We start from the raw sequence: 25,745 nt of genomic DNA on the forward strand, positions 1-25,745 counted from the left end.
GAGTTCAACGGCTCAGCCAAGCCATATACTCGGCAACCCCTTCGGCGACCGTCTTGAACTCGCCGTCATAACCGACGCCGCGCAAGCGGGTGAGGTCAGCCTGGGTGAAGCTCTGGTAGCGCCCCTTGAGGTGATCCGGGAAGGGGATGTATTCGATTTCGCCCTTGCCGTGATGCTTGATCACCGCCTCAGCCACGTTCTGGAACGGCTCGGCACGGCCGGTACCGCAGTTGAAGATGCCGGAGTGCTGCGGGTGCTGCCAGAACCAAAGGTTCACCTTGCACACGTCTTCCACATACACGAAATCGCGCATCTGACCGCCATTGGGGAAGCCATCACACCCTTCAAACAGCTTGGGATTGTCGCCCTGCTTCACCTGGTTGTTGAGGTGGAAGGCGACCGAGGCCATGGACCCCTTGTGCTGCTCGCGCGGGCCATAGACATTGAAGTACTTGAGGCCGACCACCTGGGAGTTGATCTGCGGCAGCCAGCGACGCACGTACTGATCGAACAGCTGCTTGGAGTAGCCGTAGACGTTGAGCGGCATCTCGTAGCGGGGATCTTCGATGAAGTTGTCGTTGCGCCCGCCATAGGTGGCCGCCGAGGAGGCATAGATGAAGGGGATCTCGCGATCGATGCAGTAGTGGAACAGATCCTTGGAGTATTCGTAGTTGACCTCCATGATGAACTTGCCGTCCCACTCAGTGGTCGCCGAGCAGGCGCCCTCGTGGAAGATCACCTCGATGCCATCCCACTCCTCAAACTCATCGCCTGAGACGATACGCGCGACAAATTCGTCCTTGTCCATGTAATCGGCGATGGTGAGATCGACCAGATTGACAAACTTGGTACCGTCGGTGAGATCATCGACCACTACCACATCGGTGCGGCCTTGCTCGTTCAGCTGCTTAACCAGATTGCTGCCGATAAAACCGGCTCCGCCAGTGACTACGATCATGGGGCTTACCCTCTAAGAGCGGCCCACCGCATGACACGCCGCAAGGTCGCGCACAATGGGCCGGTGAAAATTGCCGAAAAGTTTACCATGGCCTATCTGCCGAGACGAATCCTTGGTGTTCAGCGTGACGAGCGGGGCAGTTGTCGCCATAACGCTGGTTTGGTAACGTCTTCTCAGCTAACCTTCCCACTCGCCGTACCCCAACAGCAGGCGCACGTTTTGCCCAATTCCGTTGTTCCACTGACCCCTTCGTCCAAGGAAACCGGCTCATGAAGCGGATCCTGATCATCCTGCGTCGTCTTCATCACGGCGGGATCGAAACCGCCAGCATCAACCTCGCCAACGCCCTCGCCGATCAGGGCCATGAAGTGCACCTCTGGGTGCTGCGCGGCGAAGCCCGTATGCATCCCGCCCCGAACGTCCACCTGCATCAGGGCCAGGATATCGAACGCGAAGCCCGTCAATATGGCACCGGCCTGCTGATGCACCTGCTCAATCGCGCCCTACTGCGTTTCCTGTTTCGCGGCTCCCACTTCGTCTGGCTCGGTCGCACGACCAGCCGGGTGGCTCAGCGCAAGGTGGCCGAGATGGAGGCCCGTTACGGCCGCTTCGATCAGATCATCGTCCGTGGCCAAGGTGCCTTTGAGCTGCTGTGGGACTGGCGCGATCCGCGCATCTGGCAGGTGGTTGAGGGCACCATGCTCAAGCTCTGCCGCTACCGTTGGCAGGCCTGGTTCAGCCGTCTGCTGTTTCAGGACAAGCAGGTGGTCTGTGTCTCCGAGGGGCTGGCCAGCACGCTGCAATTGTTTCTAAACGAAACGGGCGTCACCACCGCCAGAACCGAAATTATCTACAACGGCCTGCCCCTACAGTGCATTCGGGAACAGGCGGCGGGGCCGGCACAACCGGCATTTAGTTCGCCCTATCTGGTGCACGTGGGACGCCTGGTGCCGGTCAAGAACCAGGCGCTGCTGCTGCGGGCATATCAGGAGTCCGGTCTCACCTGCCCCTTGGTCATCATCGGCGATGGCAGCGAGCGGGCGGCGCTCGAGTCGCTCAGCGCCGAGCTCGGACTCAACGACCGGGTTAGCTTTCTCGGCCATCGTGACAACCCCTACCCCTGGGTGGCCCGCGCCAGTGCCTTCGTGCTCAGCTCGAGCTTCGAGGGGCTTGGCATGGTGCTTCTTGAATCCCTTGCCTGTGGCACCCAGGTGGTGGCCACCGAGGTACCTGGCGGCATTCGCGAAATTCTGGTCGGCGAGCAGCGCCGCCTGCTGGCCGAACCGACCCCCACAGCCCTGGCCGCCAAGATGTGCGAAGCGCTGAGCGACCCCGTCATCCCCGATGCCACCTGGCTGACCCGCTTCGATGACCGGAAGCTGGCCCAGCGCTATCTCGAACTGGACTCCCCGAGTCATGACTGACACCGATCACCGCTATCCACTGCACCCACGCGCGCGCCATTGCGTGACGCTGACCCAAACAGGCATCACGGGCGCCGAGCACCTCAGCACGGCCGGCAAGACCCTGCTGCTGCAAGTGGGCTATCGCGCCAGCCGTCGTCTCGGCGAGGTCACCATTGAGGATGGCCAGCGGCAGTGGCGCCAATACCTGGCACCCGAGCACGGCACCCGCTTTATCAACCTGAGCGGAGTGGGCTCACTGGCAACCTGCCGCATCACCTGCCGCCACGGCACACTGGACACGGCGGCCGAGCTGCTCGAGTTTGCCAACCCGGCGCTGGACGACGGCCCCCTGCTGCTGCTCTCGCCCCACCCCGACGATGCCGAGCTGGCCGCCTTCGGCCTCTATAGCGATCATGCCGCTCAGAGCTGGATTGCCACCCTGAGCGCAGGCGAAAAGCTCGACACCCTGCGCAAGCAGTACATCCCCGGGCTCGATGACGACCTTGCCAATGCGCAGCTGCGTAAGGGGATGATCCGCGCCTGGAACAGCGTGACCACGCCGCAGCTGGCCGGGGTGCCCGCCAGCCAGCTCTACTGCCTCGGCTATTTCAACGACACCTTGAGCGCCCTGCTGGATGAGCCGCAGCGGCCGCAGCCCCACGCCAGGCTGCCGGCGCTGCTGCCCACCCCGTTTCGCCGCTGGAATCCCACCCCGCTGCCCAACGATGCAGCGCCGCAGCACAGCGGCGAGCGGCTCATCGCCGATCTGGTGGCCCTGATCGAGCACAGCCGCCCCACCACTGTGGTGGTGACCCACCCCGAGCTCGATCCCCATCGGGATCACCAGGCTAGCGCCAGAGCACTGGCGCTGGCGCTGACCCTCAGCCGCCACCAGCCGACACGGGTGCTGCTTTATGCCAACCACCTGCACCACGGCAAGCACTTCCCTTATGGCCCGGAGCATGGCCGCACCACCCTGCCCCCCTGGTTCTCGACAACCTCAGCCCTCGGCCCATGGCAGTGCTACAGCCACCCCCTCTCGCTGGAGCGCCAGCGCCAGAAAGTGGTGGCCCTCGACAGCATGCATGACCTGCGCGCCACCCTGCGGCTGGAGAAGCGGCTCAAGCGCTGGTGGAATCAGAAGGTGCGCAAGAACGGCTACCACTACTACGGCCCCCATGACTACCTGCAGACCCATATCCGGGCCGATGAGCTGTTCTGCTGGGTGGAGCGCGACGCCTTCGTGCGTGGCATGAATCAACTGGCACACAAAGGGAATTGAGTGCATGAAGACCCGAGATCGCATCATTCACGGCGCCACCGAACTGTTCAACGAACAGGGAGAGCGCAACGTCACCACCAACCACATCGCCGCCCATCTTGGGATCAGTCCCGGCAACCTCTACTACCACTTCCGCAACAAGGAAGACATCATCCACAGCATCTTCGACCACTACGCCAAGCATCTGGTCGACAGCTTCGCCCCGGTGCAGGAGCGGGAGATCCGCATCGAGCACCTGATGGGGTATCTGGATGCCATCTTCTACCTGATGTGGCAGTTCCGCTTCTTCTACGCCAATCTGCCCGACATCCTGAGCCGCGACGAGCGGCTGCAACAGAAGTACCTCAAGGCCCAGGAGCAGCTTGGCAATTCGGTGCAGGGACTGCTGCGCAGCCTGCGTGATGGCAAGCTGCTGGAGGTGGTGGACGAGGATCTGCCGGATCTCGGCCAGACCATCAAGATGGTGGTCACCTTCTGGATCGCCTATCAGATTGCCCAATCCCCCGGCACCCGGGTCACCAAGCCCCTGCTCTACAAGGGGGTGCTGCGGGTGCTCTTCATCCTGCGCCCCTACCTGCATCCCGAGGTGAAACCGCAGATCCAGCAGCTCGAGCAGCACTACCGCGAGCTGGCCGGGTGATCTGTTTCACAATTGTTGAATTTCAGCAAAATAATTTGAATAGCGCCGCTGCACGGACAGAGTAAAATCTTGTCATTCCGGGGCCATGCCCCTACGTCGACGAGGAAGAACGGATGTCCCACGCATTTTATCGCCATCTGGCAGCCGAACTGGAGCAGGTCAAGGCAGACGGCCTCTACAAGCAGGAGCGCCTCATCACCTCCGCCCAGCAGGCCGGCATCATGGTCGGTGGTCAGGAGGTGCTCAACTTTTGCGCCAACAACTATCTGGGATTGGCCAACCACCCCGAGCTGATCGCCGCCGCCAAGGCCGGCCTCGACAGCCACGGCTTCGGCATGGCCTCGGTGCGCTTCATCTGCGGCACCCAAGACATGCACAAGGTGCTAGAGCAGAAGCTCTCCACCTTCCTCGGCACCGAGGACACCATCCTCTACTCCTCCTGCTTCGACGCCAATGGCGGCCTGTTCGAGACCCTGCTGGGGGCCGAAGACGCCATCATCTCCGACGCCCTCAACCACGCCTCGATCATCGATGGTGTGCGCCTCTCCAAGGCCAAGCGCTACCGCTATGCCAACAACGACATGGCCGACCTTGAACAGCAGCTCAAGCAGGCCAGCGCCGACGGCGCCCGCTTCAAGCTGATCGCCACCGACGGGGTCTTCTCCATGGATGGGGTCATTGCCGATCTCAAATCCATCTGCGATCTGGCGGACAAGTACGACGCCCTGGTGATGGTGGATGACTCCCACGCGGTCGGCTTCATCGGCGAGAACGGCCGCGGTACCCACGAATACTGCGGTGTGCTGGAGCGGGTCGACATCATCACCGGCACCCTCGGCAAGGCGCTCGGGGGCGCCTCCGGCGGCTACACCTCCGGTAAGAAGGAGGTGATCGACTGGCTGCGTCAGCGCTCCCGTCCCTACCTCTTCTCCAACTCGCTGGCACCGGCCATCGTCGCTGCCACCATCAAGGTGATCGACATGCTGGCCGAGGGGCACGACCTGCGTGCCCGCTTGCAAGAGAACAGCGCCTATTTCCGCAGCCGGATGAGCGCCGCCGGCTTCACCCTGGCCGGGGCCGATCACGCCATCATCCCGGTGATGCTGGGCGATGCCAAGCTGGCCGCCGAGATGGCGAGCCGCATGCTGGCCGAGGGGATCTACGTGGTGGGCTTCTCCTTCCCTGTGGTGCCCAAGGGGCAGGCCCGCATCCGCACCCAGATGTCGGCCGCCCACACCCGTGAGCAGCTTGACCGCGCCATCGATGCCTTCATCCGCATCGGCCGCAACCTCGGCGTCATCTGATATCAAGGGGGCCGGCGGCCCCCTTTTTTGGCGTTCATCGTGAAGGAACAACCATGAAAGCACTCTCCAAACTGCACCCGACCAAAGGCATCTGGATGACCGACGTCCCCATGCCGGAGCTGGGCCACAACGACCTGCTGATCAAGATCCGCAAGACCGCCATCTGCGGCACCGACATGCACATCTACAACTGGGACGAGTGGTCCCAAAAGACCATCCCCGTCCCCATGGTGGTCGGCCACGAGTACGTGGGTGAGGTGGTGGCCGTGGGTCAGGAGGTGCGCGGCTTCGCGGTCGGCGATCGGGTCTCGGGCGAAGGGCACATCACCTGTGGCCACTGCCGCAACTGCCGCGCTGGCCGCACCCACCTGTGCCGCAACACCATCGGCGTCGGTGTGAACCGCCCTGGCTCCTTTGCCGAATACTTAGTGATCCCCGCCTTCAATGCCTTCAAGCTGCCGGACAACATCTCCGATGAGCTGGCCGCCATCTTCGATCCGTTCGGCAACGCGGTGCACACCGCCCTCTCCTTCGATCTGGTGGGGGAAGACGTGCTCATCACCGGCGCCGGCCCCATCGGCATCATGGCCGCCGCCGTCTGCCGTCACGTCGGCGCACGCCACGTGGTGATCACCGACGTCAACGAATACCGCCTCGAACTGGCCCGCAAGATGGGCGCCACCCGCGCCGTCAACGTGGCCAAGGAGTCGCTCTCCGACGTGATGGAAGATCTCGGCATGACCGAAGGCTTCGACGTGGGGCTGGAGATGTCCGGCAACCCCTCCGCCTTCCAGGAGATGCTCGACAAGATGAACCATGGCGGCAAGATCGCCATGCTCGGCATCCCCCCCTCCACCATGGCCATCGACTGGAACAAGGTGATCTTCAAGGGGCTGTTTATCAAGGGGATCTATGGCCGCGAGATGTTCGAGACCTGGTACAAGATGGCCAGCCTGATCCAGTCGGGCCTCGATCTCACCCCCATCATCACCCACCGGTTCCCCATCGACGAGTTCCAGCAGGGCTTCGACGCCATGGGCTCGGGCCAGTCGGGCAAGGTGGTGCTGAGCTGGGAGTAAGCCGGCACACCATGAGAAAGGGGAGCCAACGGCTCCCCTTTTTACTTGGCGTCAATGCAGCCGGAAGCGCCCGACGATATCACGCAGGGCGCGGTAGCTCTGCTCCATGGTGCCGGCGCCGGCCGCCACCGCCTCCCCGCTGCGCTCAAGCTGGCTCACCACCTCGGCGATGGCGTGCATGTTGCGGCTGATCTCGTCGGCCACCAGGCTCTGCTGCTCGGCGGCGGTCGCTATCTGGCTGACCAGATCGTTGCTGCGCACCACGGCATCGACCACCTGATCGAGGGAGCCATGCACCCGCGCCGTCTTGTCGGCAGTCTCCCGGCAGCTCTCCTTGGTGCCCTCCATCGCAGCCACCACCGTCTGGCTGCCACGCTGCAATCGCTCGAGCATGTCGCGGATCTCCGCCGTGCTCTGCTGGGTGCGCCCTGCCAGGGCGCGCACCTCGTCCGCCACCACCGCAAAACCGCGCCCCTGTTCACCGGCGCGGGCCGCCTCGATGGCGGCGTTGAGCGCCAGCAAGTTGGTCTGCTCGGCAATGCCGCCAATGACCCCAAGCACGGCGCCGATCCGCTCCACATCCTGCTGCATGACCAGCACAGAGCGGGCGGTCTCTTCGACCTCCCCGACCAGGGCCGAGACGCTGGCCATGGCCCCATCCACCACTTGACGCGACTGATCGGCCAGCTGCCGGCTCTGCCCCGCCAGTTGGGCCGTGGCGGCAGCGTTCTCGGCCACCGAACCGGCGGCGCTGCTCATCTCGGTGATGGCGGTGACCACCTGGCCGGTCTCGCCAGCGTGGTGCTCAAGCAGGCTGCGGGCGGTACGGCTCTGGGCGGCCACCGCCTCGATGCCGCCGTTGAGCCGCTCGGCCGCCTCGCTCACCGCCAGCATCATCTCCTGCAATCTGGCGATGAAGTCATTGATCCCCCCCGAGATCTGGCCCAGATCGTCGCGGCTGGTCACGCTCAGGCGACGGGTCAGATCGCCGCTGCCACGGGAGAGCTCCAGCACCAGATCCCGCAGGAGCGGGATCGGGCGGTAGGCCAGCTTGAGGGCGAGCAGCGACACCGCCAGCACCACCAGCCCGACCAGCAGCAGGGCAACAGTGATCTTGCCGTTGATGTCGCGGGTCAGACCGGCGATGTAGTCGAGATCCACGTAGCCGGTCAGGCTCCAGGCGCTGCCATGTACATTGATGGGGAAGGACTTGGCGATCGTCTCACCGCCCGCAGGCTGGCTGATGAGGAGGTGGCCCGCCGAATCTTTCAGCTCGAAGCGCTTGCCATCCCCCGCACTCTTCTCGAGCAGGGAGCGAAACTCGGTCATGTCGAGGTAGTAGAAGTAGGCCGAATCGGCGCCGCGTGGCACCAAGATCACCACCACCGGCTTGCCGTCGACCGTCTGCAACGGGCTGACCTGCACCTTACCGCCCGCCTTGGCCGCCTCGCCGCGCAGGGTGTCGACCCGTTTGGGGTCGTTGATCACCCCGTCCCGATCGAATGCCATGTCACCTATCTGTTTGACAATGTTATGAAAACCGGTCTCCTCCAGGGTCTTCTTGACGTTGGTGACGCCGAAGTTGAGGTTACCGGCCAGCAGGATCTTCTGGTTGATGTCCCCTTCCAGCTTCTCGCGCACCAGGGCCACCTGGCTGGCGATGTTCTGCTCCGCCTGCTGGCGGATGTAACCGCTGATGAAGTGATTGACGCTCAGGTAGGAGGTCGCCACCGTGATCAGCACCGCAAGCAGCAGTAACAGATGGATCTTGGCCCGAAATGACATGAGCACCTCCTTACAATAAGAGGGCGCCGTCCCGCGGCGCCCGGATGTATCACTTCTTCTTGGCGTACTTCATGGAGTCAAGTGCGACCGCCAAAATGATGATGGCCCCCTTGATGATGAACTGCCAGTAAGGGCTGACCCCGATATAGGTCAGGCCGTAGTTGATGAGGGTGAAGATGATCACCCCGGTCACCACGCCGGCGACCGTGCCAACCCCGCCGGCAAACGACACCCCACCCACCACGCAGGCGGCGATGGCGTCGAGCTCGTACATGAAGCCCAAGTTGTTGGTGGCGCTGCCGATGCGGCCTGCCTCCAGCATGCCGGCAAAGCCGTAGAAGGCCCCCGCCAGGGCGTAGATGGCCACCAGATTGAGCGGCACGTTAACCCCAGAGACCCTGGCCGCCTCTGGGTTACCGCCGATGGCGAAGATGTTCTTGCCAAAGCGGGTCTTGTTCCACAACACCCACACCAGCCCGATGGCGATGATGGCGTAGAAGGTGATGTAAGAGAGCTTAAAGCCCCCTATGCGGATGAAGCCCTGGGCAAAGTTCGAGAAGCGGGCATCGAAGCCGGCGATCGGCGAGGCGCCCACGTAGTCGTAGTAGAGGGAGTTGACCCCGTACACGATGATCATGGTGCCCAGCGTGGTGATGAAGGGCGTCACGTTGAGGTACGCCACCACCAGGCCGTTGATGAGGCCGATAAGGGCGCCGATGGCGCAGACGGCTAGGATCACCACGGGGATCGGCACGGCACCAAGCTCGGGGAACACCTTGTTAACGTTGGTCAGCGACTGCAACAGGGTTGCCGCCACCACGGCCGCCAAGCCCACCTGACGGCCGGCGGAAAGGTCGGTCCCCTGGGTGATGATGAGGCCCGCCACCCCGAGCGCAATGATGATGCGCACCGAGGACTGGGTGAGGATGTTGCTGAGGTTGGTGAGGCTCAGGAACGAAGGCTCCTGCACCACGATCACCACCAACAGGATGAGCAGCACGGCATAGATGCCGCCCTCTTTGAGCGTGCGCATCAGGTTGAAATTCTTGACCCACTCCATACGGATCTTCCCCTGTTACAGATAGAGAGAGGCCAGACGCAGGATCTCGCCCTGGTCGGTCTCTTTGGTGTTGACGATGCCGGCAACCCGGCCGTTGCTCATGACCAGGATGCGGTCGGTGATCCCCAGCAGCTCCGGCATCTCGGAGGAGATGATGATGATCCCCTTGTCCTTCTTGGCCAGCTCCAGGATCAGCTGATAAATCTCGAACTTGGCCCCCACGTCGATGCCGCGGGTCGGCTCGTCGAGCATCAGGATCTCCGGCTGGGTCAGCAGCCAGCGGCCGATGATCACCTTCTGCTGGTTACCCCCCGACAAAGAGCCGATGGAGGTCTTCTGGCTCGGGGTCTTGACCCGCATCGCGTCGATCACCCACTGGGTGTCGCTCTTCATCTTCCGGTCACTGAGCAGCCCCAGCTTGTCCTGGTACTTCTCCATGTTGGCGATCAAGGAGTTAAAGGCGATGTCGAGCTGGGAGTAGATACCGGTGGAGCGGCGCTCCTCGGTCACCAGGGCAAAGCCGTTACGGATCGCCTCGTGAGCGTTGTGGTTGTGCACCTCGCGCCCGTGCAGCGTGATGGTGCCGCCGCTGCGCTCGCGGATGCCGAACAGGGTCTCGACGATGTCGGTGCGCTTGGCGCCGACTAGGCCGGCCACCCCGAGGATCTCCCCCTTGTGCAGATCGAAGCTGACATCCTGAACCGAGGGTTGGCGCAGTGAGGTGAGCCCGCGCACCTGGAGGATCACCTCCTTGGGCACATTGGTCTTCTCGGGGAAACGCTGTGTCAGCTCGCGGCCCACCATCATGCCGATGATCTGATCCATGGTAAGACCGGCCAGCGGCTGGGTGTCGATCCACTGGCCGTCGCGCAAGATGGTGATCTCGTCACACAGCTTGAAGATCTCCTCCATCTTGTGGGAGATGTAGACGATCCCGCATCCCTTCTCCTTGAGCTTGTTGATGATGCGAAACAGGTGGTTGACCTCCTTCTCGGTCAGGGAGGAGGTGGGCTCATCCATGATGACGATCTTGGCGTCGTAAGAGACCGCCTTGGCGATCTCAATCATCTGCATCTGGGAGACCGAGAGGGTCGCCACCTTGGCGCGGGGATCGATGTCGATCTCCAGCTCCTCGAAGATCCGCTGGGTATCGGCATACATCTTGTCGTGATCGACAAACCACCCCTTGGTGGGGTAGCGGCCGAGCCAGACGTTGTCCATGACGCTGCGTTGCAGCACCTGATTGAGTTCCTGGTGCACCATGGAGATGCCGTTGTCGAGCGCCTCTTTGGAGGAGCGGAAATTGACCTCGTGCCCTTGAAAGGTGATGGAGCCCGTGTCCTTCTCATAGATGCCGAACAGACACTTGAGCAGGGTGGACTTGCCGGCCCCGTTCTCGCCCATCAGGGCATGCACCGAGTGGGGGCGAACCCGCAAGTGAACGTTGTCGAGGGCTTTGACCCCAGGAAACGCCTTGCTGATGCCGACCATCTCGAGCAACCATTCCGATTGCTTTGTTGTTGTCATAGCAGCCAACTACTTGCAGGGAGACGTGGGGGGACGCATCCCCCCACGGTTCCGGTGACGGGATTACTTGAACTGGGCCAAATTGGCCTTGTCGACGCCGACGTAGGGGACACGCACCACCTTCTCGACCATCTTCCACTGGGTGCCTTCACCGGCGGCCTTGCCCTCGGCCAGGTTCTTGGTCAGCTCGAAGGTGGCCTTGGCCTGGTTACCGGCGTCGTTGAGCACGGTGCCGGCCATGGCGCCGCTGTCGACCAAGGCCAGGGCCTCCGGTAGAGCATCGACACCGAACACGGGGAGGCTGCTCTTGCCGGCGGCCTTCAGGGATTCGATGGCCCCCATGGCCATGGCATCGTTGTTGGCGATGACCACCTCAATCTTGTTGGCGTTGGGGCCGGAGATCCACGCATCCATCTTGTCCTTGGCCATGGCGGTGTCCCACATGCCAGTGTCCAGATGCAGCTGCTCGCTCTTGATGCCGCCGTCGCTTAGGGTCTTGATGACGTAGGTGGTGCGGGCCTCCGCATCCGGGTGACCCGGCTCGCCCTTGAGCAGCACGAACTGGATCTGGCCATCCTTGTTGAGATCCCACTCCGGATGGGCCTTCCAGTGCTTGGCAATCAGCTGCCCCTGGATGATGCCGGACTCTTTAGAGTCAGTGCCGACATAGTAGGCCTTGTCATAACTGGCCAGATCGGCGGCGCTCGGCTCCTTGTTGTAGAAGACCACAGGAATCCCGTCGACGCGGGCCTTCTCGATCACGACGGAGGCGGCGGCCGGGTCAACCAAGTTGATGGCCAGCGCCTTCACCCCCTTGGCCATCAGCACGTCGACCTGATCGTTCTGCTTGGATTGGTCATTCTGGGAGTCGTTCATCAGCAACTTGACGTCGGGATAGGCGGTGGCCTCCTTCTCGATGGCCTTGCGCACCACCGACATGAAGTTGTCGTCGTACTTGTAGACGGTGAATCCCAGTGTGGTCTCGGCCAGGGCGGCAGAGGCGGAGGTCATGCCCATCAGCAGGGCGGCGACGGCGGTCAGCTTCTTCATTGTGTGTGCTCCGGTGTCTCTATTTGTGGTGTGTCGTAGGATGGCCAGCTATTGAGTCAGCGCCCCTAAATGTAATCAATATGTTGCCATTTCATCTGTGATCACCGCAGCAAAATGAAAGCGATTACACTATGTTACATAAACACCTTATTTTTTGTTTTCAACATGTTATGAAAAACAAATAAAACAGAGGTCTAATCGAGCCCCATAAAAAAGCGTCGTCCCCGACCGCCTTGTTAACAATCATCGAGCCCCCAGCGTGCCACTACAGGGCTAGCGAAACGCCATCAGCAAAGCGGCTAACCCCCTCGCCCAGACATCAGGCGTCCTCCCCTATGGGCGCCTTCGCTGCCCACCTGGACGCCCTTCCCCCACGACAAAGACTCACTGGGCACTAAAGCGTTGCTCGCGCCACCCCGGATGAACCCGGGCTCGGCACGCAGGACAAGCGCTGCGGCAGTTGAACACCTTGGCCCCGGCAGGGATCGCTTCGGGAGTCCCGGCGCGTTGCGCGGTGACGAGCGTAAGCCAAGGGCCCAGCCGTAGCCGCCCCTCCCCGACCAGCCTGTCGCATCACCGAACCCCATAGCATGCCCCGGTGGGCTGCCGTGGTGGCGAATGCAGTGGCGGTCAGTCCCAGGAAAAGCGCTAGATGGTGGCCGTGGCGTGCGCCTATGCACAGAGAAGGCGTGGTCGGCCCCCACCGGGCCGAGAATGGGTAGACAATCCCGACCACTCCTGCCCCACCGGGCCACCACAGGAGCGTGGCCGGTGAGAGCAGCTCTACTAGCGCAGACAAAGGGGAAATGCCGTTGGTTGCCGCCGCCCTCTCAAACGGCCTCAGCGGCTCACACCCGATAAGCCAGCATTACCTCACGCCATGGCTCGGCTCATGCGCGAGCGAGCCGATGATGAGGCAGGAGCGTTGAGGTTGCGGCCCCCTCTACCTACCCGCGCTGACCTGCTTCCCTCAGCCTTGATGGGGAAAAGCGCGGAGGGATTACTACACACAACGTGTAATCGATTACAGAATCAGCTAATGCCCTTGCGAAAAATGCCTATAACGAACCCCTTCATCCTCATAAGGCGGGGTTTGATCTGCATTAATGGCGAGGAGTGCGGTCACCAGCTTTCGCTGACACACTAACTTTCACTAAATTACACTCTTTTTCATGCATCACATCCCACCACACCCATCCAAACCACCACCAGCTCAAGCCATACAAGCACCACAACAAGTGTAACCGATTACACATAAGCGTTATATTGATCACAGAATCGCCTCCCCCTCCTCAGCTAGACTCTGGCCATCGACAAGGAGAGGCACCATGAAGATTCTGGTAACCGGCGGCTGTGGTTACATCGGCAGCCACACCACCCTGGCCCTGATGGATGCCGGCCACGAACCGGTACTGCTCGACAACCTGTGTAACAGCAAGCGCACCGTATTGCAGCGCATCGAGGCACTACAGGGGCGCATCCCCACCTTCTATGAGGGCGACATCCGTGATGGGGCACTGCTGGAGCGGGTGCTGCGCGAAGAGCAGATCGAGGCGGTCATCCACTTTGCCGCCCTCAAGGCGGTCGGGGAATCGACCCGCATCCCCCTCGAGTACTACGAGAACAACATAGGCGGCACCTTGGTGCTGCTGGAGGCGATGAAGCGCTGCGGTGTCCGCACCCTGGTCTTCAGCTCATCCGCCACCGTCTACGGCGAACCGGCCTCGGTGCCGATCCGCGAAGGATTCCCGCGCAGCGCCCACAGCCCCTACGGCCGCTCCAAGCTCATGATCGAGCAGATCCTCGAGGATTTGCAGGCCGCCGAGCCCCAGTGGAGCATGGTCGAGCTGCGCTACTTCAACCCGGTCGGCGCCCACGAGTCGGGCACCATGGGGGAAGATCCCCAGGGGATCCCCAACAACCTGATGCCCTATATCACCCAGGTGGCCATAGGCCGGCGCCCCCAACTGAGCATCTTCGGCGGCGACTATCCCACCATCGACGGCACCGGGGTGCGCGACTACATCCATGTGATGGATCTGGCCGAGGGGCACCTCAAGGCCCTCGAGCACTGCCACGGTACGGGCGGGGTGCATACCTATAACCTCGGCACCGGCAAGGGGTACAGCGTGTTGCAGGTGGTGGCCGCCTTCGCGGCCGCCTGCGGCCATCCGCTGCCTTATCAGATCGAGGCCCGCCGCCCCGGCGACATCGCCGAGTACTGGGCCGACCCGGCCAAGGCCGAACGCGAGCTGGGCTGGCAGGCCCGCCGCGACATGGCCGCCATGTGTGCCGACAGCTGGCGCTGGCAGACCCGCAATCCGAACGGCTACGAAGCGTGAGCCAACCCTGACTCCATGGGCCGGAGAGCGCGCTGCGGCCGGCCCACGATCACTGTAACGAGGTATCAAGATGTTCGATCCGGTTGATCATCCGCATCGCCGCTACAACCCGCTCACCGGCCAGTACGTGCTGGTGTCGCCGCACCGAGCCAAGCGCCCCTGGCAGGGGCAGGTGGAGAAGGTGGCCGAGAGCGCGGCCCAGACTCACGATCCCGACTGCTTCCTGTGTGCCGGCAACCGCCGCGTCAATGGTGAGCAAAACCCCGACTACTCGGGGACCTTCGTCTTCACCAATGACTTCGCCGCCCTGATGCACAACACCCCGGCCGCCGAGCAGGCCGCCGATCCCCTGCTGCATCTTGAGGCTGCCCGTGGCACCAGCCGCGTCATCTGCTTCTCGCCGGATCATGGCAAGACCCTGCCCGAGCTGGCACTGCCTGCCATTGAGGGGGTCATCACCACCTGGATGGATCAGGTGCGCGACCTCTCCCGCGACTGGGCGTGGGTGCAGGTATTTGAGAACAAGGGCGCCGTGATGGGCTGCTCCAACCCCCACCCCCACGGTCAGATCTGGGGCAGCGACTTCCTGCCCAACGAGATCGCCCGCGAGCAGAACCAGCAGGCCGCCTGGCTGGCCGAGCATGGCCGCCCGCTGCTGCTTGAGTATGTCGAACGCGAGCTGGCCGATCGCTCGCGCATCGTGGTGGAGAGCGAACACTGGCTGGCCGTGGTGCCCTTCTGGGCCGCCTGGCCGTTCGAGACCCTGCTGCTGCCCAAGGCGCACCTCCCCTCTCTGCTCGATCTCAGCCCGGCCCAGCAGGCCGATCTGGCGGTGGCGCTCAAGGAGCTCACCAGCCGCTACGACAACCTGTTCCAGTGCAGCTTCCCCTACTCCATGGGCTGGCACTTCGCCCCGCCGCACAGCGACAACCGGGAGGCATGGCAGCTGCATGCCCACTTCTATCCGCCCCTGCTGCGCTCGGCCACGGTGCGCAAGTTCATGGTGGGCTTCGAGATGCTGGCCGAAGCCCAGCGTGACCTGACCCCGGAGCAGGCGGCCGAGCGGCTGCGCGCACTGAGCCCCAACCATTACAAGACTGTGTGAGGAATGCCATGACCCCCTTTGAGCGAGTGAACCAGCTTTTCGAGCGCCACTTCGGCCATGCCGCGACCCTGTGCGTGCGCGCCCCCGGCCGCGTCAACCTGATCGGTGAGCACACCGACTACAACGACGGCTTCGTGCTGCCCTGCGCCATCGACTACGAGACCTGCGTGGCGGTCGGCCTGCGCGATGACAACAAGGTGCGCGTCATCGCCGTCGACTATGCCGAACAGCAGGACGAGTTCGACCTGAACGCCCCGATAGCCCCCCACCCCGAGCAGCGCTGGAGCGACTACATCCGCGGCGTCATCAAGCATCTACAGGCGCGCGGGCACCAGTTGCACGGGCTCGATCTGGTGGTCTCCGGCAACGTGCCGCAGGGAGCCGGGCTCTCCTCTTCCGCCTCCCTTGAGGTGGCCATCGGCCAGGCCTTCAAGGAGGCGTGCAACCTCCCCATCAGCCAGGCCGAGATCGCCCTCAACGGCCAGGAGGCAGAGAACCACTTCGTCGGCTGTAACTGCGGCATCATGGATCAGATGATCTCCGCCTGCGGCAAAGCTAACCACGCCCTGCTACTCGACTGCCGCAGCCTAGAGACCCGCCTGATCCCGATGCCGGACGATCTGGCGGTGCTCATCATCAACTCCAACGTGCGTCGTGGTCTGGTCGACAGCGAGTACAACACCCGCCGTGCCCAGTGTGAGGCCGCCGCCCGCCACTATGGGGTCAAGGCGCTGCGCGATCTCGACCTGGCCGCGCTGGAGGCGGGCAAGGCCGGGCTCGACGAGGCCAGTTATCGCCGCGCCCGCCACGTGGTGGGGGAAAACCTGCGCACCTTGGCCGCCGCCGATGCCCTCAGCACCGGGGATCTGCCACGGCTGGGGGCCCTGATGGCCCAGTCCCACGCGGCGATGCGCGATGATTTCGAAATCACTGTGCCCCCCATCGACGGCCTGGTCGAGATCATCAAGGGGGAGGTCGGCGAAGCGGGCGGTGTACGCATGACTGGCGGCGGCTTCGGCGGCTGCGTGGTCGCCCTGCTGCGCCCGGAGAAGGTGGCCGAGGTGATCGCCGCCGTCGAGCGCGACTACCCGGCCCGCTTCGGATTGCAGGCGGACTGCTACGTCTGCCAGGCCAAGGATGGGGCGGGGCGCTGCCAATGAACGCTTTTTGTCTGGAGAGCGAGAGTGGGCTGCGCCTTGAGGGCCTCACCCTGGGAGCGGCCCTGACCAGCCTGACCCTACCGCTGGCAGAGGGGCGGCGCGAGCTGCTGCTCGGCTGCCGGCCGCAGGATTACCCGCGCCAGCAAGTGTGGCTGGGGGCCGTCGCCGGTCGCTTTGCCAACCGTATCGGCGGGGCTGAGCTGCGCCGCGAGGGGCAGTGCTGGCCCCTCGATGCCAACCAGCCGCCCCACTGCCTGCACGGGGGTAGCGGCGGTTTTCACCGCCGCGAGTGGACGCTGGTCGAGCAGGCCAGCGACAGGGTGGTGCTGGCCCTCAGCTCGGTCGACGGGGATCAGGGCTTTCCCGGCAACCTGGAGGTCACCCTCTGCTACCGGCTAGCCGGCAACGATCTGCTGATCGAGTTCGATGCCAGCACCGATCGCCCCACCCCGGTCAGCCTGACCAGCCACGCCTATTTCAACCTCGACGGCGGCAGCGATGTGCGCGCCCACAGCCTGACGCTCAGGGCCGACCACTTCCTGCCGACCACCCCGGATGGCATCCCACTGTCAGCGGCTGTCGTAGAGGGGGTGTTCGATCTGCGCCGTGAACGGCGCCTCGCTGCCGACTGGGGCAGCCACCCGCAGCAGCGTCAGGCCCGTGGTTATGATCACGCGTTTGTGCTCACGCCGGGTGAGGCCCAGTGGGCTGCCCGCCTGGTCTCGGGCGATGGCCGGGTCACCATGGAGATGTACACCGACCAGCCCTCGGTGCAGCTCTATACCGGTAACTGGCTGGCCGGCACGCCGGATCGGCAGGGCGGTGTGCATGAGGATTACGCCGGGGTTTGCCTCGAAGCGCAGCAGCTACCGGACAGCCCCAACCGCCCGGAGCTGGGCGATCCCTGGCTGTTGCCTGGTGAGCACTACCGCCACCGTACCCGCTACCGCTTTTTGGGGACGTGACACGTAAACGTCACCATTTTCCCGTGGTATTAGCCCGCACAATCCCGCAAGATAAGCGCGCCCCGGCAGGACCCCGGGGCGCGTTATTTATTGCCTCTCAGGATATGAACCACCTATGACCGATACTTATCCCCTGCTCGTCGCTTTTATTCTCGGCGTTGTCGAAGGGCTGACCGAATTTTTGCCCGTTTCCTCTACCGGCCACATGATCATCGTCGGCCATTTAATGGGTTTTGAAGGCCCCAAGGCGGCGACCTTCGAAGTGCTGGTACAGCTTGGCTCCATCCTCGCCGTGGTGGTCGTGTTCTGGCGTCGCATGTTTGGCCTCATCGGTATCCACTTTGGGGCAAAGCCCACGACCACCCACGGTACCCTGACCCTGCTCCACATACTGATCGCCATGCTGCCGGCGGTGATCCTCGGCTTTCTGGTGCACGACTTCCTGAAAGAGCACCTGTTCGGCCCGGTGACCGTGATGGGCGCCCTGATAGTCGGCGGCCTGCTGCTGCTGCTCGCCGAGCTGCGCCGCCCCCCCATCTGCACCGAGACCCTCGACGACATCAGCTACAAACAGGCCCTCGGCATTGGCCTGTTCCAGTGCATGGCCCTGTGGCCCGGCTTCTCCCGCTCCGGCGCCACCATCAGCGGCGGTATGCTGATGGGGATCAATCGTCAGGCCTCTGCCGAGTTCTCCTTCATCCTGGCAGTGCCCATGATGCTGGGGGCTTCCGGGCTTGATCTCTACAAGAGCTGGGAGCTGCTCTCGATGGCCGATCTGCCCATGTTTGCCGTGGGGTTCGTCACTGCCTTCGTGGTTGCCATGCTGGCCATCAAGACCTTCCTCGCCCTGATCCGCCGACTGAGCTTCGTCCCCTTCGCCATCTATCGCTTCATCGTGGCCTTCGCCGTTTATCTGGTCTTCGTGGCCTGATCCCCGCCGACCAAGAAGACCGGCCTCATGGCCGGTCTTTTTTTCTTGCCACACAGGGCGCGGCTATTTTTTGCGCCGCTAAATAAATGGGGTGGTGGGTGTGCTTGCAGTACACTGCCTGCGCATTTTTTTGTAGCCGAGGTGATGATGTATAAGGTTGTGGTCTCCGATCTCGACGGAACTCTGCTCAACAGCGCCCACCAGATCTCCGGGCGCACCCGTGACACCCTGCACGAACTGGTGCAACAGGGGGTCACCTTCGTGATGGCCACCGGCCGCCACTATGTCGATGTGCGTCAGATCCGAGCCTTGCTCGGCCTAGATATCTACCTCATCACCTCCAACGGCGCCGTGGTGCACGACAGCGAGGATCGCCTCATCTTCAACCAGACCCTGCCCGAGGCCACCGCTCGCGAGCTGGTGATGCTGGAGCGCGACCCCTCCTTGCACCTCAACGTCTATTACGGTGACGAGTGGCTGGTTGAGGAGGAGATGCCCTGGCTGCTGGAGTTCCACAAAGATTCCAGTTTCAGCTACACCAAGACCGACTTCGCCAGCCACCCGTTGGATCGGGTCAACAAGGTGTTCTACACCGGTGACCACGAGAAGTTGCTGGTGATCGAACGCCTGCTCAATGAACGCTACGGCGACAGACTCAACGTCACCTTCTCCCTGCCGGACTGCCTGGAGGTGATGGAAGGCAGCGTCAACAAAGGCAGCGCGGTCAAGGCAGTGCTGGCGCGCTGTGGCCTGCGCCTTGAGGATGCGGTGGCCTTTGGCGACGGCATGAACGATGTCGAGATGCTGAGCATGGTGGGGCGAGGGGTCATCATGGGCAATGCCCATGACCGGCTGGTGAAGGCGCTGCCTGGCTATCCGCGTGCCCTGACCGCTGACGAGGACGGGGTGGCCGACTACCTCGAGCGTTGCTGCGCGATGGCCAGCGCGGTGTGATGGCGGCGACACAATAAAAAACGGGACCGCAAGGTCCCGTTTTTTATCTCCCGGTCAATGCCGGAGAAGAAAGTGGTCGGTGATAGAGGATTCGAACCTCTGACCCTCTGGTCCCAAACCAGATGCGCTACCAGACTGCGCTAATCACCGAGGGGTATTCTAGAAAGCAAAAAGACCCTGACGGGCCCCGAATGCTTGGTAGTGATGGTGCGAAGGGAGGGACTTGAACCCTCACGCCCGGGGGGCACTAACACCTGAAGCTAGCGCGTCTACCAATTCCGCCACCTTCGCAAATTCGGTTCAGCTTAAATGGGGTGGCTGATGGGACTCGAACCCACGACAACTGGAATCACAATCCAGGACTCTACCAACTGAGCTACAGCCACCACAGCTGTTTTCGACAACTTCTCACCCGCGCTTTGGTACGCACAAATGGCGCGCCCGACAGGATTCGAACCTGTGACCTCTGCCTCCGGAGGGCAGCGCTCTATCCAGCTGAGCTACGGGCGCCACGCTGTCGAACGGGGCGAATACTAATGGGCACCCCTGGTACTGTCCAGTCTTTTTTTCAATTTGGGGTGTGAGTGCCGATTTTTAATCCACTCGGGAGAAAAAAGGGGCAATAATGCCCATCTGGGCATGACTTGTGGGGGGAAGCAGGGTTGACTTCAAGCCTCGCCCACCTACAATGAATGAACGTTCATTCACATCCTCGCCGATTATGGACAAACGCGAACGAATCTTTCAGGCAACCGAAGAGCTTCTGGCCGAGAAAGGCTTCCATGGTCTTTCCATGTCTATGGTGGCCAAGCATGCCAATGTGGCCACCGGCACCATCTATCGCTACTTCACCGACAAAAATGACCTGCTGCGGCAGCTCTACATACACGTGAATGCGCAGGCGCTGGAGGCCCTCTATGTGGACCATGACCCGCAACTGACCCCGTTCGAGCAGTACCGCCGCTTCTGGCTCAACGCTTACCGGTTGATTACCGAGGATGCCGACTGCCTGTGCTGTAAGTCTCAATACGAAGCCTCTCCCCATTACGAGGAGATAGAGCGCGATCCTCAGATCCAGGCGATGTGGCAGCCGCTCTATGACTTCTTCGAACACGGACGCCAGCAGGGGCTCTTCATTGATCTCCCCAGCCGGGTGCTCTGTACCCTTAGCCTCGACTCAGTCGTGCATATTGCCCAGCTCATCCGTCTGATGGATGAGCCGCTCGACGCATCCCAGATCGACAGCGTGATCCTCGCCAGCTGGCGAGCCGTGCTGCAACCGACTACCCCATCTCAGGAGTGACCCCCATGAAGAAATGGATGAGCATCATGCTGCTCATCGCGCTGGCTCTGTTCGGCAGCGTGATAGGCTTCAACGTGTTCAAGCAGAAGATGATCGCCGGTTATCTGGCCAACCGCCCCGAACCTGAGTATCCGGTCACGACTCACGTGGTGGCGGCCCGTGACTGGGTACCGACCATCGAGGCCATCGGCTTCATCGAGCCGAACCAGGGGGTCACCCTCAGCACCGAACAATCCGGCACCATCGACAGCCTCGCCTTCGAATCGGGCGACACCATCAAGGCCGATCAGCTGCTGCTGAGCCTGGATGCCAGCGTCGAGCGAGCCAATCTGCGGGCCTCCATGGCCAAGCTGCCGGCCGCCAAGGCCAAGTTCGAGCGGTATCAGAACCTGTTCGCCAAGGGATCGATCTCCCGCGATCAGGTTGACGATACCGAGGCAACCTACCGCTCGCTGGAGGCCGATATCGAGAGCCTCAAGTCGACCATCGCCCGCCGTGAAGTGCGTGCCCCCTTCGCCGGTGTGGTCGGCCTGCGCAACGTCTTCCTCGGTCAGTATCTGCAACCGGGTACCGACATCGTACGCCTGGAAGACACCAGCGTGATGCGCCTGCGCTTCACCGTGCCGCAGACCGACATCTCGCGCATCCGCCTCAATCAGCCGATCCTCATCAACGTCGATGCCTACCCGAGCCGTCCGTTCAAGGGACATATCAGTGCCATCGAGCCGGCCGTCAACTATCAGAGCGGCCTGATCCAGGTGCAGGCCGACATCCCCAATAACGACGGGCAACTGCGCTCCGGTATGTTTGCCCGCGCCAGCATACAGCTGCCGGCCATCAAGGATCAGGTCGTCCTGCCGCAAACTGCCATCACCTTCACCCTGTACGGCGAAAACGTCTATGTGGTCACCGAACAAGAGCAGAAGGACAAAGAGGGCAAGCCGGTCAAGATCAAGCGAGTCAAACAGGTCGTGGTCAAGGTGAGCGAACGCAAGGGCAATGATGCCCATGTGGTCAGCGGCCTCAAGCCCGGCGACGAGGTGGTCATGTCCGGCCAGGTGCGCCTGAGCAACGGCTCCCGAGTCAAGCTGGTGCAGGATGACAGCCTGCACGTCCCCGACCAGCCCCCCATGCTGTAAAACGCGGAGAGACAGATGCGCTTTACCGACATATTCATCAAACGGCCCATCCTGGCCCTGTCGATCAGCTTCCTGATCGCGCTGCTCGGGTTGCAGGCCGTGTTCAAGATGCAGGTGCGAGAGTACCCCGAGATGACCAACACGGTCGTCACGGTCAGCACCAGCTACTATGGCGCCAGCGCCGACCTGATCCAGGGCTTCATCACCCAGCCGTTGGAGCAGGCCGTCGCCCAGGCCGACAACATCGACTTCATGACCTCGTCGACTCAGCTTGGCAGCTCGACCATCACCGCCTACATGAAGCTCAACACCAACCCGAATGCGGCCCTCTCCGATATTCTGGCCAAGGTGAATTCGGTGCGATCCCAGTTGCCCAAGGAGTCAGAAGACCCCTCGGTGACCATGTCCACCGGCTCAACCACAGCGGTGCTCTACATCGGCTTCACCAGCCCCGAGCTCAACGCCAGCCAGATCACCGACTACTTGGAGCGGGTCATCAAGCCCCAGCTCTTCACCGTCGGCGGCGTCTCCAAGGTCGACATGTACGGCGGCACCAAGTACGCCCTGCGGGTATGGCTGGACCCGGCCAAGATGGCCGCCTTTAACCTGACCGCCACCGACGTGACCGGCGTGCTCAGCAGCAACAACTATCAGTCTGCCACCGGCCAGGCCACCGGCTACTTCACCCTCTACAACGGCAATGCCGAGACCCAGGTCAACACCACCGAGGAGCTTGAGCGTCTGGTGGTCGCCACCCGCGACGGCAAGGTGATCCGCCTGGCCGACATCGCCCACGTCTCGCTGGAGAAGAGCCACGACACCTACCGCGCCACCGCCAACGGCCGCGAAGCCGTGGTGCTGGCCATCAACGCCGCCCCGACCGCCAACCCGATCAACATCGCCCACGATGTGCTGGAGATGCTGCCGGATCTCAAGAGCAACATGCCGAGCACCATGGAGGCCAACGTCCTCTATGACTCGACCGTGGCGATCAACGAGTCGATCAGCGAGGTTATCAAGACCATCGTCGAGGCGGCCGCCATCGTACTGGTGGTGATCACCCTGTTCCTCGGCTCCTTCCGGGCCGTGCTGATCCCCATCATCACCATTCCGCTCAGTCTGATCGGCGTGGTCATGGTGATGCAGATGTTCGGCTTCTCCATCAATCTGATGACCCTGCTGGCCATGGTGCTGGCGATCGGTCTGGTGGTGGATGACGCCATCGTGGTGCTGGAGAACGTGGATCGCCACGTCAAGGAGGGGGAGGATCCGTTCCGCGCCGCCATCATCGGCACCCGCGAGATCGCCGTACCGGTTATCGCCATGACCTTGACCCTGGCGGCCGTGTACGCACCGATCGCCCTGATGGGGGGCATCACCGGCTCCCTGTTCAAGGAGTTCGCCCTGACTCTGGCCGGCGCCGTGTTCGTCTCGGGCGTCATCGCCCTGACCCTGTCGCCCATGATGTGCTCCAAGATGCTCAGGGCCAACGAGGCACCGGGCAAGTTCGAGAGCAAAGTGCACCACTTGCTCGAGCGCATGACCACCCGCTATGACGCCATGCTCCACGCCGTGATGCAAAAACGCATCGTGGTGGTGGTGTTCGCCGTCATCGTGTTCGCCAGCCTGCCGCTGCTGTTTAAGTTTATCCCGAGCGAGCTGGCACCGAACGAAGACAAGGGCGTCATGGCGGTGCTCGGCACCGCCCCCTCCAACGTCAACTTGGACTATATCCAGGGAACCATGGAGCAGGTAAACAAGGTGCTCGACGACCAACCGGAAGTGGCCTTCTCCCAGGTCTTCTCCGGGGTCTTCAACGCCAACCAGGCCTTCGGTATCGCCTCCATGGTGCCGTGGAGCCAGCGTGACGCAAGCCAGAAAGAGGTGCTCGACCGGGTGGCCGAACTGGTCAAGGATGTGCCTGGCATGTCCATCACCACCTTCCAGTTCCCCGAACTGCCGGGCGCCTCCAGCGGCCTGCCGGTGCAGTTTGTGATCACCACGCCGAACAACTTCGAGAGCCTCTACCAGGTGGCGAGCGAAGTGCTGGCGGCGGTGCAGTCGAGCGGGCACTTCATCTACTCCGAGCTGGATCTGCACTACGACTCGGCCACCATGAAGATCAAGATCGACAAGGACAAGGCGGGGGCCTACGGCATCACCATGCAGGACATCGGCATCACCATGGGCACCATGATGGCCGACGGCTACGTCAACCGGATCGATCTGGATGGCCGCTCCTATGAGGTGATCCCGCAGGTGGAACGCAAGTTCCGCCTCAACCCGGAGTCGATCAAGGGCTATTACGTGCGCGCCGCCGACGGCCAGTCGGTGCCGCTTGGCAGCCTGATCAGCATCGAGGTGGTCGGTGAGCCGCGCGCCCTGCCCCACTTCAACCAGCTCAACTCGGCCACCATCTCGGCCGTGCTGATGCCAGGCACCACCATGGGCGATGCGATCAACTGGCTGAGCAGCACCGCCGACGAGAAGCTGCCGCAGGGCTATCGCTACGACTACATGGGGGAAGCCCGCCAGTTCGTCACCGAAGGGAGCGCCCTGTACGGTACCTTCGCCCTGGCGCTGGCGATCATCTTCCTGGTGCTGGCGATCCAATTCGAGTCGGCCCGCGATCCGCTGGTCATCATGGTCTCGGTGCCGCTGGCCATCAGCGGGGCGCTGATCGCCCTGGCCTGGGGCGCCGCCACCATGAACATCTACTCCCAGGTGGGGCTCATCACCCTGGTCGGCTTGATTACCAAGCACGGCATCCTGATCTGTGAGGTGGCTAAAGAGGAGCAGTTGCTGCATGGCCGCAACCGGATGGAGGCCGTCATGGCCGCCGCCAAGGTGCGTCTGCGCCCGATCCTGATGACCACTGCGGCCATGATTGCCGGCCTGATCCCGCTGCTCTACGCGACCGGCGCCGGCGCCGCCCAGCGTTTCAGTATCGGTATCGTCATCGTGGCGGGGCTGGCCATCGGCACCCTGTTCACCCTGTTTGTGCTGCCGGTGATCTACACCTACCTGGCCTCAGAGCACAAACCGCTGCCGGTGTTCGACGAGTCACTCCCGCACAAAGCCAAGGCGGGCGGTCACTGATCGCTCATCAGGCAGACGAAGGGGAGCCACTGGCTCCCCTTCTTTTTTACATCCATATTGCTTAACACTTCACACACAAGCGCTTAAATGGCTGTAACTGTTCGGTTATAATCCCGCCATTACAAGGGACAATGTATGTCTGCTGGGAGAATGAGCGCGTGTTACCAAAATTGAACCATCTGCTAGCTGCCGGTCTGGCGGCCCTCTGTCTCTCGGCCACAGTACAATCGGCAGAGCAGGCGTTGTCACCCGATGCCATCGCCGAGCGCATCAAGCCGGTAGGCAGCGTCTATTCCGCCAAGGATCTGGAGGGGATCGCCACGGCGGCCACCCCTGCGCCAGCGGCCTCGAGTGGCCCACGCGACGGCGAGACGGTCTTCAAGGGGGCCTGTTTTGCCTGCCACGATACCGGCGTTGCCGGTGCCCCCAAGCGGGGTGACAAGGCGGCCTGGGAGCCGCGTATCGCACAGGGCTTCGATACCCTCAAGAAACACGCCATTGAAGGCTTCACCGGCAAGTTAGGCATGATGCCGCCCCGCGGCACCTGCGCCAGTTGCAGCGATGAAGAGATTGAGAACGCCATCCACTTCATGATCGACAAGCTGTAACTGCTTGAAAGGGCTGCAAGTGCAACCCTTTCTATCCTGTCGGGCCCA

General features: G+C 62.5%; 20 protein-coding genes and 4 tRNA genes. 15 read left to right on the forward strand and 9 right to left on the reverse strand.

The window, feature by feature from the left end:
• Positions 1-4 precede the first annotated feature (4 nt).
• The gene (gene rfaD / locus FE240_RS16685) at positions 5-958 is read right to left on the reverse strand and encodes an ADP-glyceromanno-heptose 6-epimerase (protein WP_042048043.1); all 954 of its coding nucleotides are present in this window, start codon (positions 956-958) and stop codon (positions 5-7) included.
• Positions 959-1,227: 269 nt separating this feature from the next.
• Here rfaD and FE240_RS16690 point away from each other — a divergent pair, with 269 nt between their 5' ends.
• From FE240_RS16690 to tdh, 5 genes are all read left to right on the forward strand, one after another.
• On the forward strand, positions 1,228-2,382 hold the full coding sequence (locus FE240_RS16690; RefSeq protein WP_193002563.1) for a glycosyltransferase: 1,155 nt from the start codon (positions 1,228-1,230) through the stop codon (positions 2,380-2,382).
• Complete coding sequence (locus FE240_RS16695; RefSeq protein ID WP_193002565.1) at positions 2,375-3,646, forward strand: PIG-L deacetylase family protein; 1,272 nt, start codon at positions 2,375-2,377, stop codon at positions 3,644-3,646. Before FE240_RS16690 ends, FE240_RS16695 begins: the two co-directional genes overlap by 8 nt.
• Before the next feature lie 4 nt (positions 3,647-3,650).
• Entirely contained in the window at positions 3,651-4,286 is a 636-nt protein-coding gene (locus tag FE240_RS16700) for a TetR/AcrR family transcriptional regulator (protein WP_042048041.1), read from the forward strand.
• A 113-nt stretch (positions 4,287-4,399) separates the two neighbouring features.
• Entirely contained in the window at positions 4,400-5,590 is a 1,191-nt protein-coding gene (locus FE240_RS16705) for a glycine C-acetyltransferase (protein ID WP_193002567.1), read from the forward strand.
• Between the two features lie 53 nt (positions 5,591-5,643).
• Positions 5,644-6,669: an L-threonine 3-dehydrogenase gene (tdh, locus tag FE240_RS16710; RefSeq protein WP_193002569.1), complete on the forward strand. Its 1,026-nt coding sequence runs from the start codon at positions 5,644-5,646 to the stop codon at positions 6,667-6,669.
• A gap of 51 nt (positions 6,670-6,720) precedes the next feature.
• On the opposite strand, the gene FE240_RS16715 is transcribed toward tdh, so the two are convergent.
• The 4 genes from FE240_RS16715 to mglB are packed head-to-tail and all read right to left on the reverse strand — an operon-like array spanning position 6,721 to position 12,091.
• Positions 6,721-8,454 carry a methyl-accepting chemotaxis protein gene (locus tag FE240_RS16715; RefSeq protein WP_193002571.1) on the reverse strand — a complete coding sequence of 578 codons (1,734 nt, stop codon included), beginning with the start codon at positions 8,452-8,454 and terminating at the stop codon, positions 6,721-6,723.
• A 49-nt stretch (positions 8,455-8,503) separates the two neighbouring features.
• Complete coding sequence (gene mglC / locus FE240_RS16720) at positions 8,504-9,514, reverse strand: galactose/methyl galactoside ABC transporter permease MglC (RefSeq protein ID WP_193002573.1); 1,011 nt, start codon at positions 9,512-9,514, stop codon at positions 8,504-8,506.
• Positions 9,515-9,529: 15 nt separating this feature from the next.
• On the reverse strand, positions 9,530-11,050 hold the full coding sequence (gene mglA, locus FE240_RS16725; RefSeq protein ID WP_226798883.1) for a galactose/methyl galactoside ABC transporter ATP-binding protein MglA: 1,521 nt from the start codon (positions 11,048-11,050) through the stop codon (positions 9,530-9,532).
• A gap of 54 nt (positions 11,051-11,104) precedes the next feature.
• A complete protein-coding gene (gene mglB / locus FE240_RS16730; protein WP_193002577.1) occupies positions 11,105-12,091 on the reverse strand; it encodes a galactose/glucose ABC transporter substrate-binding protein MglB in 987 nt (328 codons plus the stop codon).
• A gap of 1,328 nt (positions 12,092-13,419) precedes the next feature.
• Between mglB and galE the strand changes: the two genes are divergently transcribed.
• The 6 genes from galE to FE240_RS16760 all read left to right on the forward strand — a co-directional run bounded on the left by galE (position 13,420) and on the right by FE240_RS16760 (position 19,548).
• Entirely contained in the window at positions 13,420-14,433 is a 1,014-nt protein-coding gene (galE, locus tag FE240_RS16735) for a UDP-glucose 4-epimerase GalE (RefSeq protein WP_193002579.1), read from the forward strand.
• Positions 14,434-14,503: 70 nt separating this feature from the next.
• Positions 14,504-15,538, forward strand: a complete 1,035-nt coding sequence (locus FE240_RS16740) for a UDP-glucose--hexose-1-phosphate uridylyltransferase (protein ID WP_193002581.1) — start codon at positions 14,504-14,506, stop codon at positions 15,536-15,538.
• Positions 15,539-15,546: 8 nt separating this feature from the next.
• Positions 15,547-16,698 (forward strand): galactokinase, encoded by a 1,152-nt coding sequence (gene galK / locus FE240_RS16745; RefSeq protein WP_193002583.1) that lies wholly within the window; start codon positions 15,547-15,549, stop codon positions 16,696-16,698.
• Positions 16,695-17,663 carry a galactose-1-epimerase gene (locus tag FE240_RS16750; protein ID WP_193002585.1) on the forward strand — a complete coding sequence of 323 codons (969 nt, stop codon included), beginning with the start codon at positions 16,695-16,697 and terminating at the stop codon, positions 17,661-17,663. The genes galK and FE240_RS16750 overlap by 4 nt, the downstream gene beginning before the upstream one ends.
• A 115-nt stretch (positions 17,664-17,778) precedes the next feature.
• Complete coding sequence (gene bacA / locus FE240_RS16755; RefSeq protein ID WP_193002587.1) at positions 17,779-18,594, forward strand: undecaprenyl-diphosphate phosphatase; 816 nt, start codon at positions 17,779-17,781, stop codon at positions 18,592-18,594.
• 147 nt (positions 18,595-18,741) lie between these two features.
• Positions 18,742-19,548, forward strand: coding sequence for a Cof-type HAD-IIB family hydrolase (locus FE240_RS16760; RefSeq protein ID WP_193004591.1), 807 nt, complete (start codon positions 18,742-18,744; stop codon positions 19,546-19,548).
• Positions 19,549-19,621: 73 nt separating this feature from the next.
• On the opposite strand, the gene FE240_RS16765 is transcribed toward FE240_RS16760, so the two are convergent.
• The 4 genes from FE240_RS16765 to FE240_RS16780 form a co-directional block, all read right to left on the reverse strand.
• Positions 19,622-19,698 (reverse strand) — tRNA-Pro (locus FE240_RS16765).
• Between the two features lie 55 nt (positions 19,699-19,753).
• Positions 19,754-19,839: transfer RNA gene (locus tag FE240_RS16770), tRNA-Leu, on the reverse strand.
• Between the two features lie 19 nt (positions 19,840-19,858).
• A tRNA-His gene (locus FE240_RS16775) sits at positions 19,859-19,934 on the reverse strand.
• A gap of 47 nt (positions 19,935-19,981) precedes the next feature.
• Positions 19,982-20,058, reverse strand: a tRNA-Arg gene (locus tag FE240_RS16780).
• A 283-nt stretch (positions 20,059-20,341) separates the two neighbouring features.
• Here FE240_RS16780 and FE240_RS16785 point away from each other — a divergent pair.
• The 4 genes from FE240_RS16785 (at position 20,342) to FE240_RS16800 (ending at position 25,697) form a co-directional block, all read left to right on the forward strand.
• The gene (locus tag FE240_RS16785) at positions 20,342-20,851 is read left to right on the forward strand and encodes a TetR/AcrR family transcriptional regulator (protein WP_264293146.1); all 510 of its coding nucleotides are present in this window, start codon (positions 20,342-20,344) and stop codon (positions 20,849-20,851) included.
• 5 nt (positions 20,852-20,856) lie between these two features.
• A complete protein-coding gene (locus FE240_RS16790; protein WP_193002591.1) occupies positions 20,857-21,990 on the forward strand; it encodes an efflux RND transporter periplasmic adaptor subunit in 1,134 nt (377 codons plus the stop codon).
• A gap of 15 nt (positions 21,991-22,005) precedes the next feature.
• Positions 22,006-25,089 carry a multidrug efflux RND transporter permease subunit gene (locus FE240_RS16795; RefSeq protein ID WP_193002593.1) on the forward strand — a complete coding sequence of 1,028 codons (3,084 nt, stop codon included), beginning with the start codon at positions 22,006-22,008 and terminating at the stop codon, positions 25,087-25,089.
• Between the two features lie 131 nt (positions 25,090-25,220).
• Positions 25,221-25,697: a c-type cytochrome gene (locus FE240_RS16800; RefSeq protein ID WP_193002595.1), complete on the forward strand. Its 477-nt coding sequence runs from the start codon at positions 25,221-25,223 to the stop codon at positions 25,695-25,697.
• The last annotated feature ends 48 nt before the right edge of the window (positions 25,698-25,745 follow it).

Source organism: Aeromonas simiae (genome assembly GCF_014892695.1).
GTDB lineage: Bacteria > Pseudomonadota > Gammaproteobacteria > Enterobacterales > Aeromonadaceae > Aeromonas > Aeromonas simiae.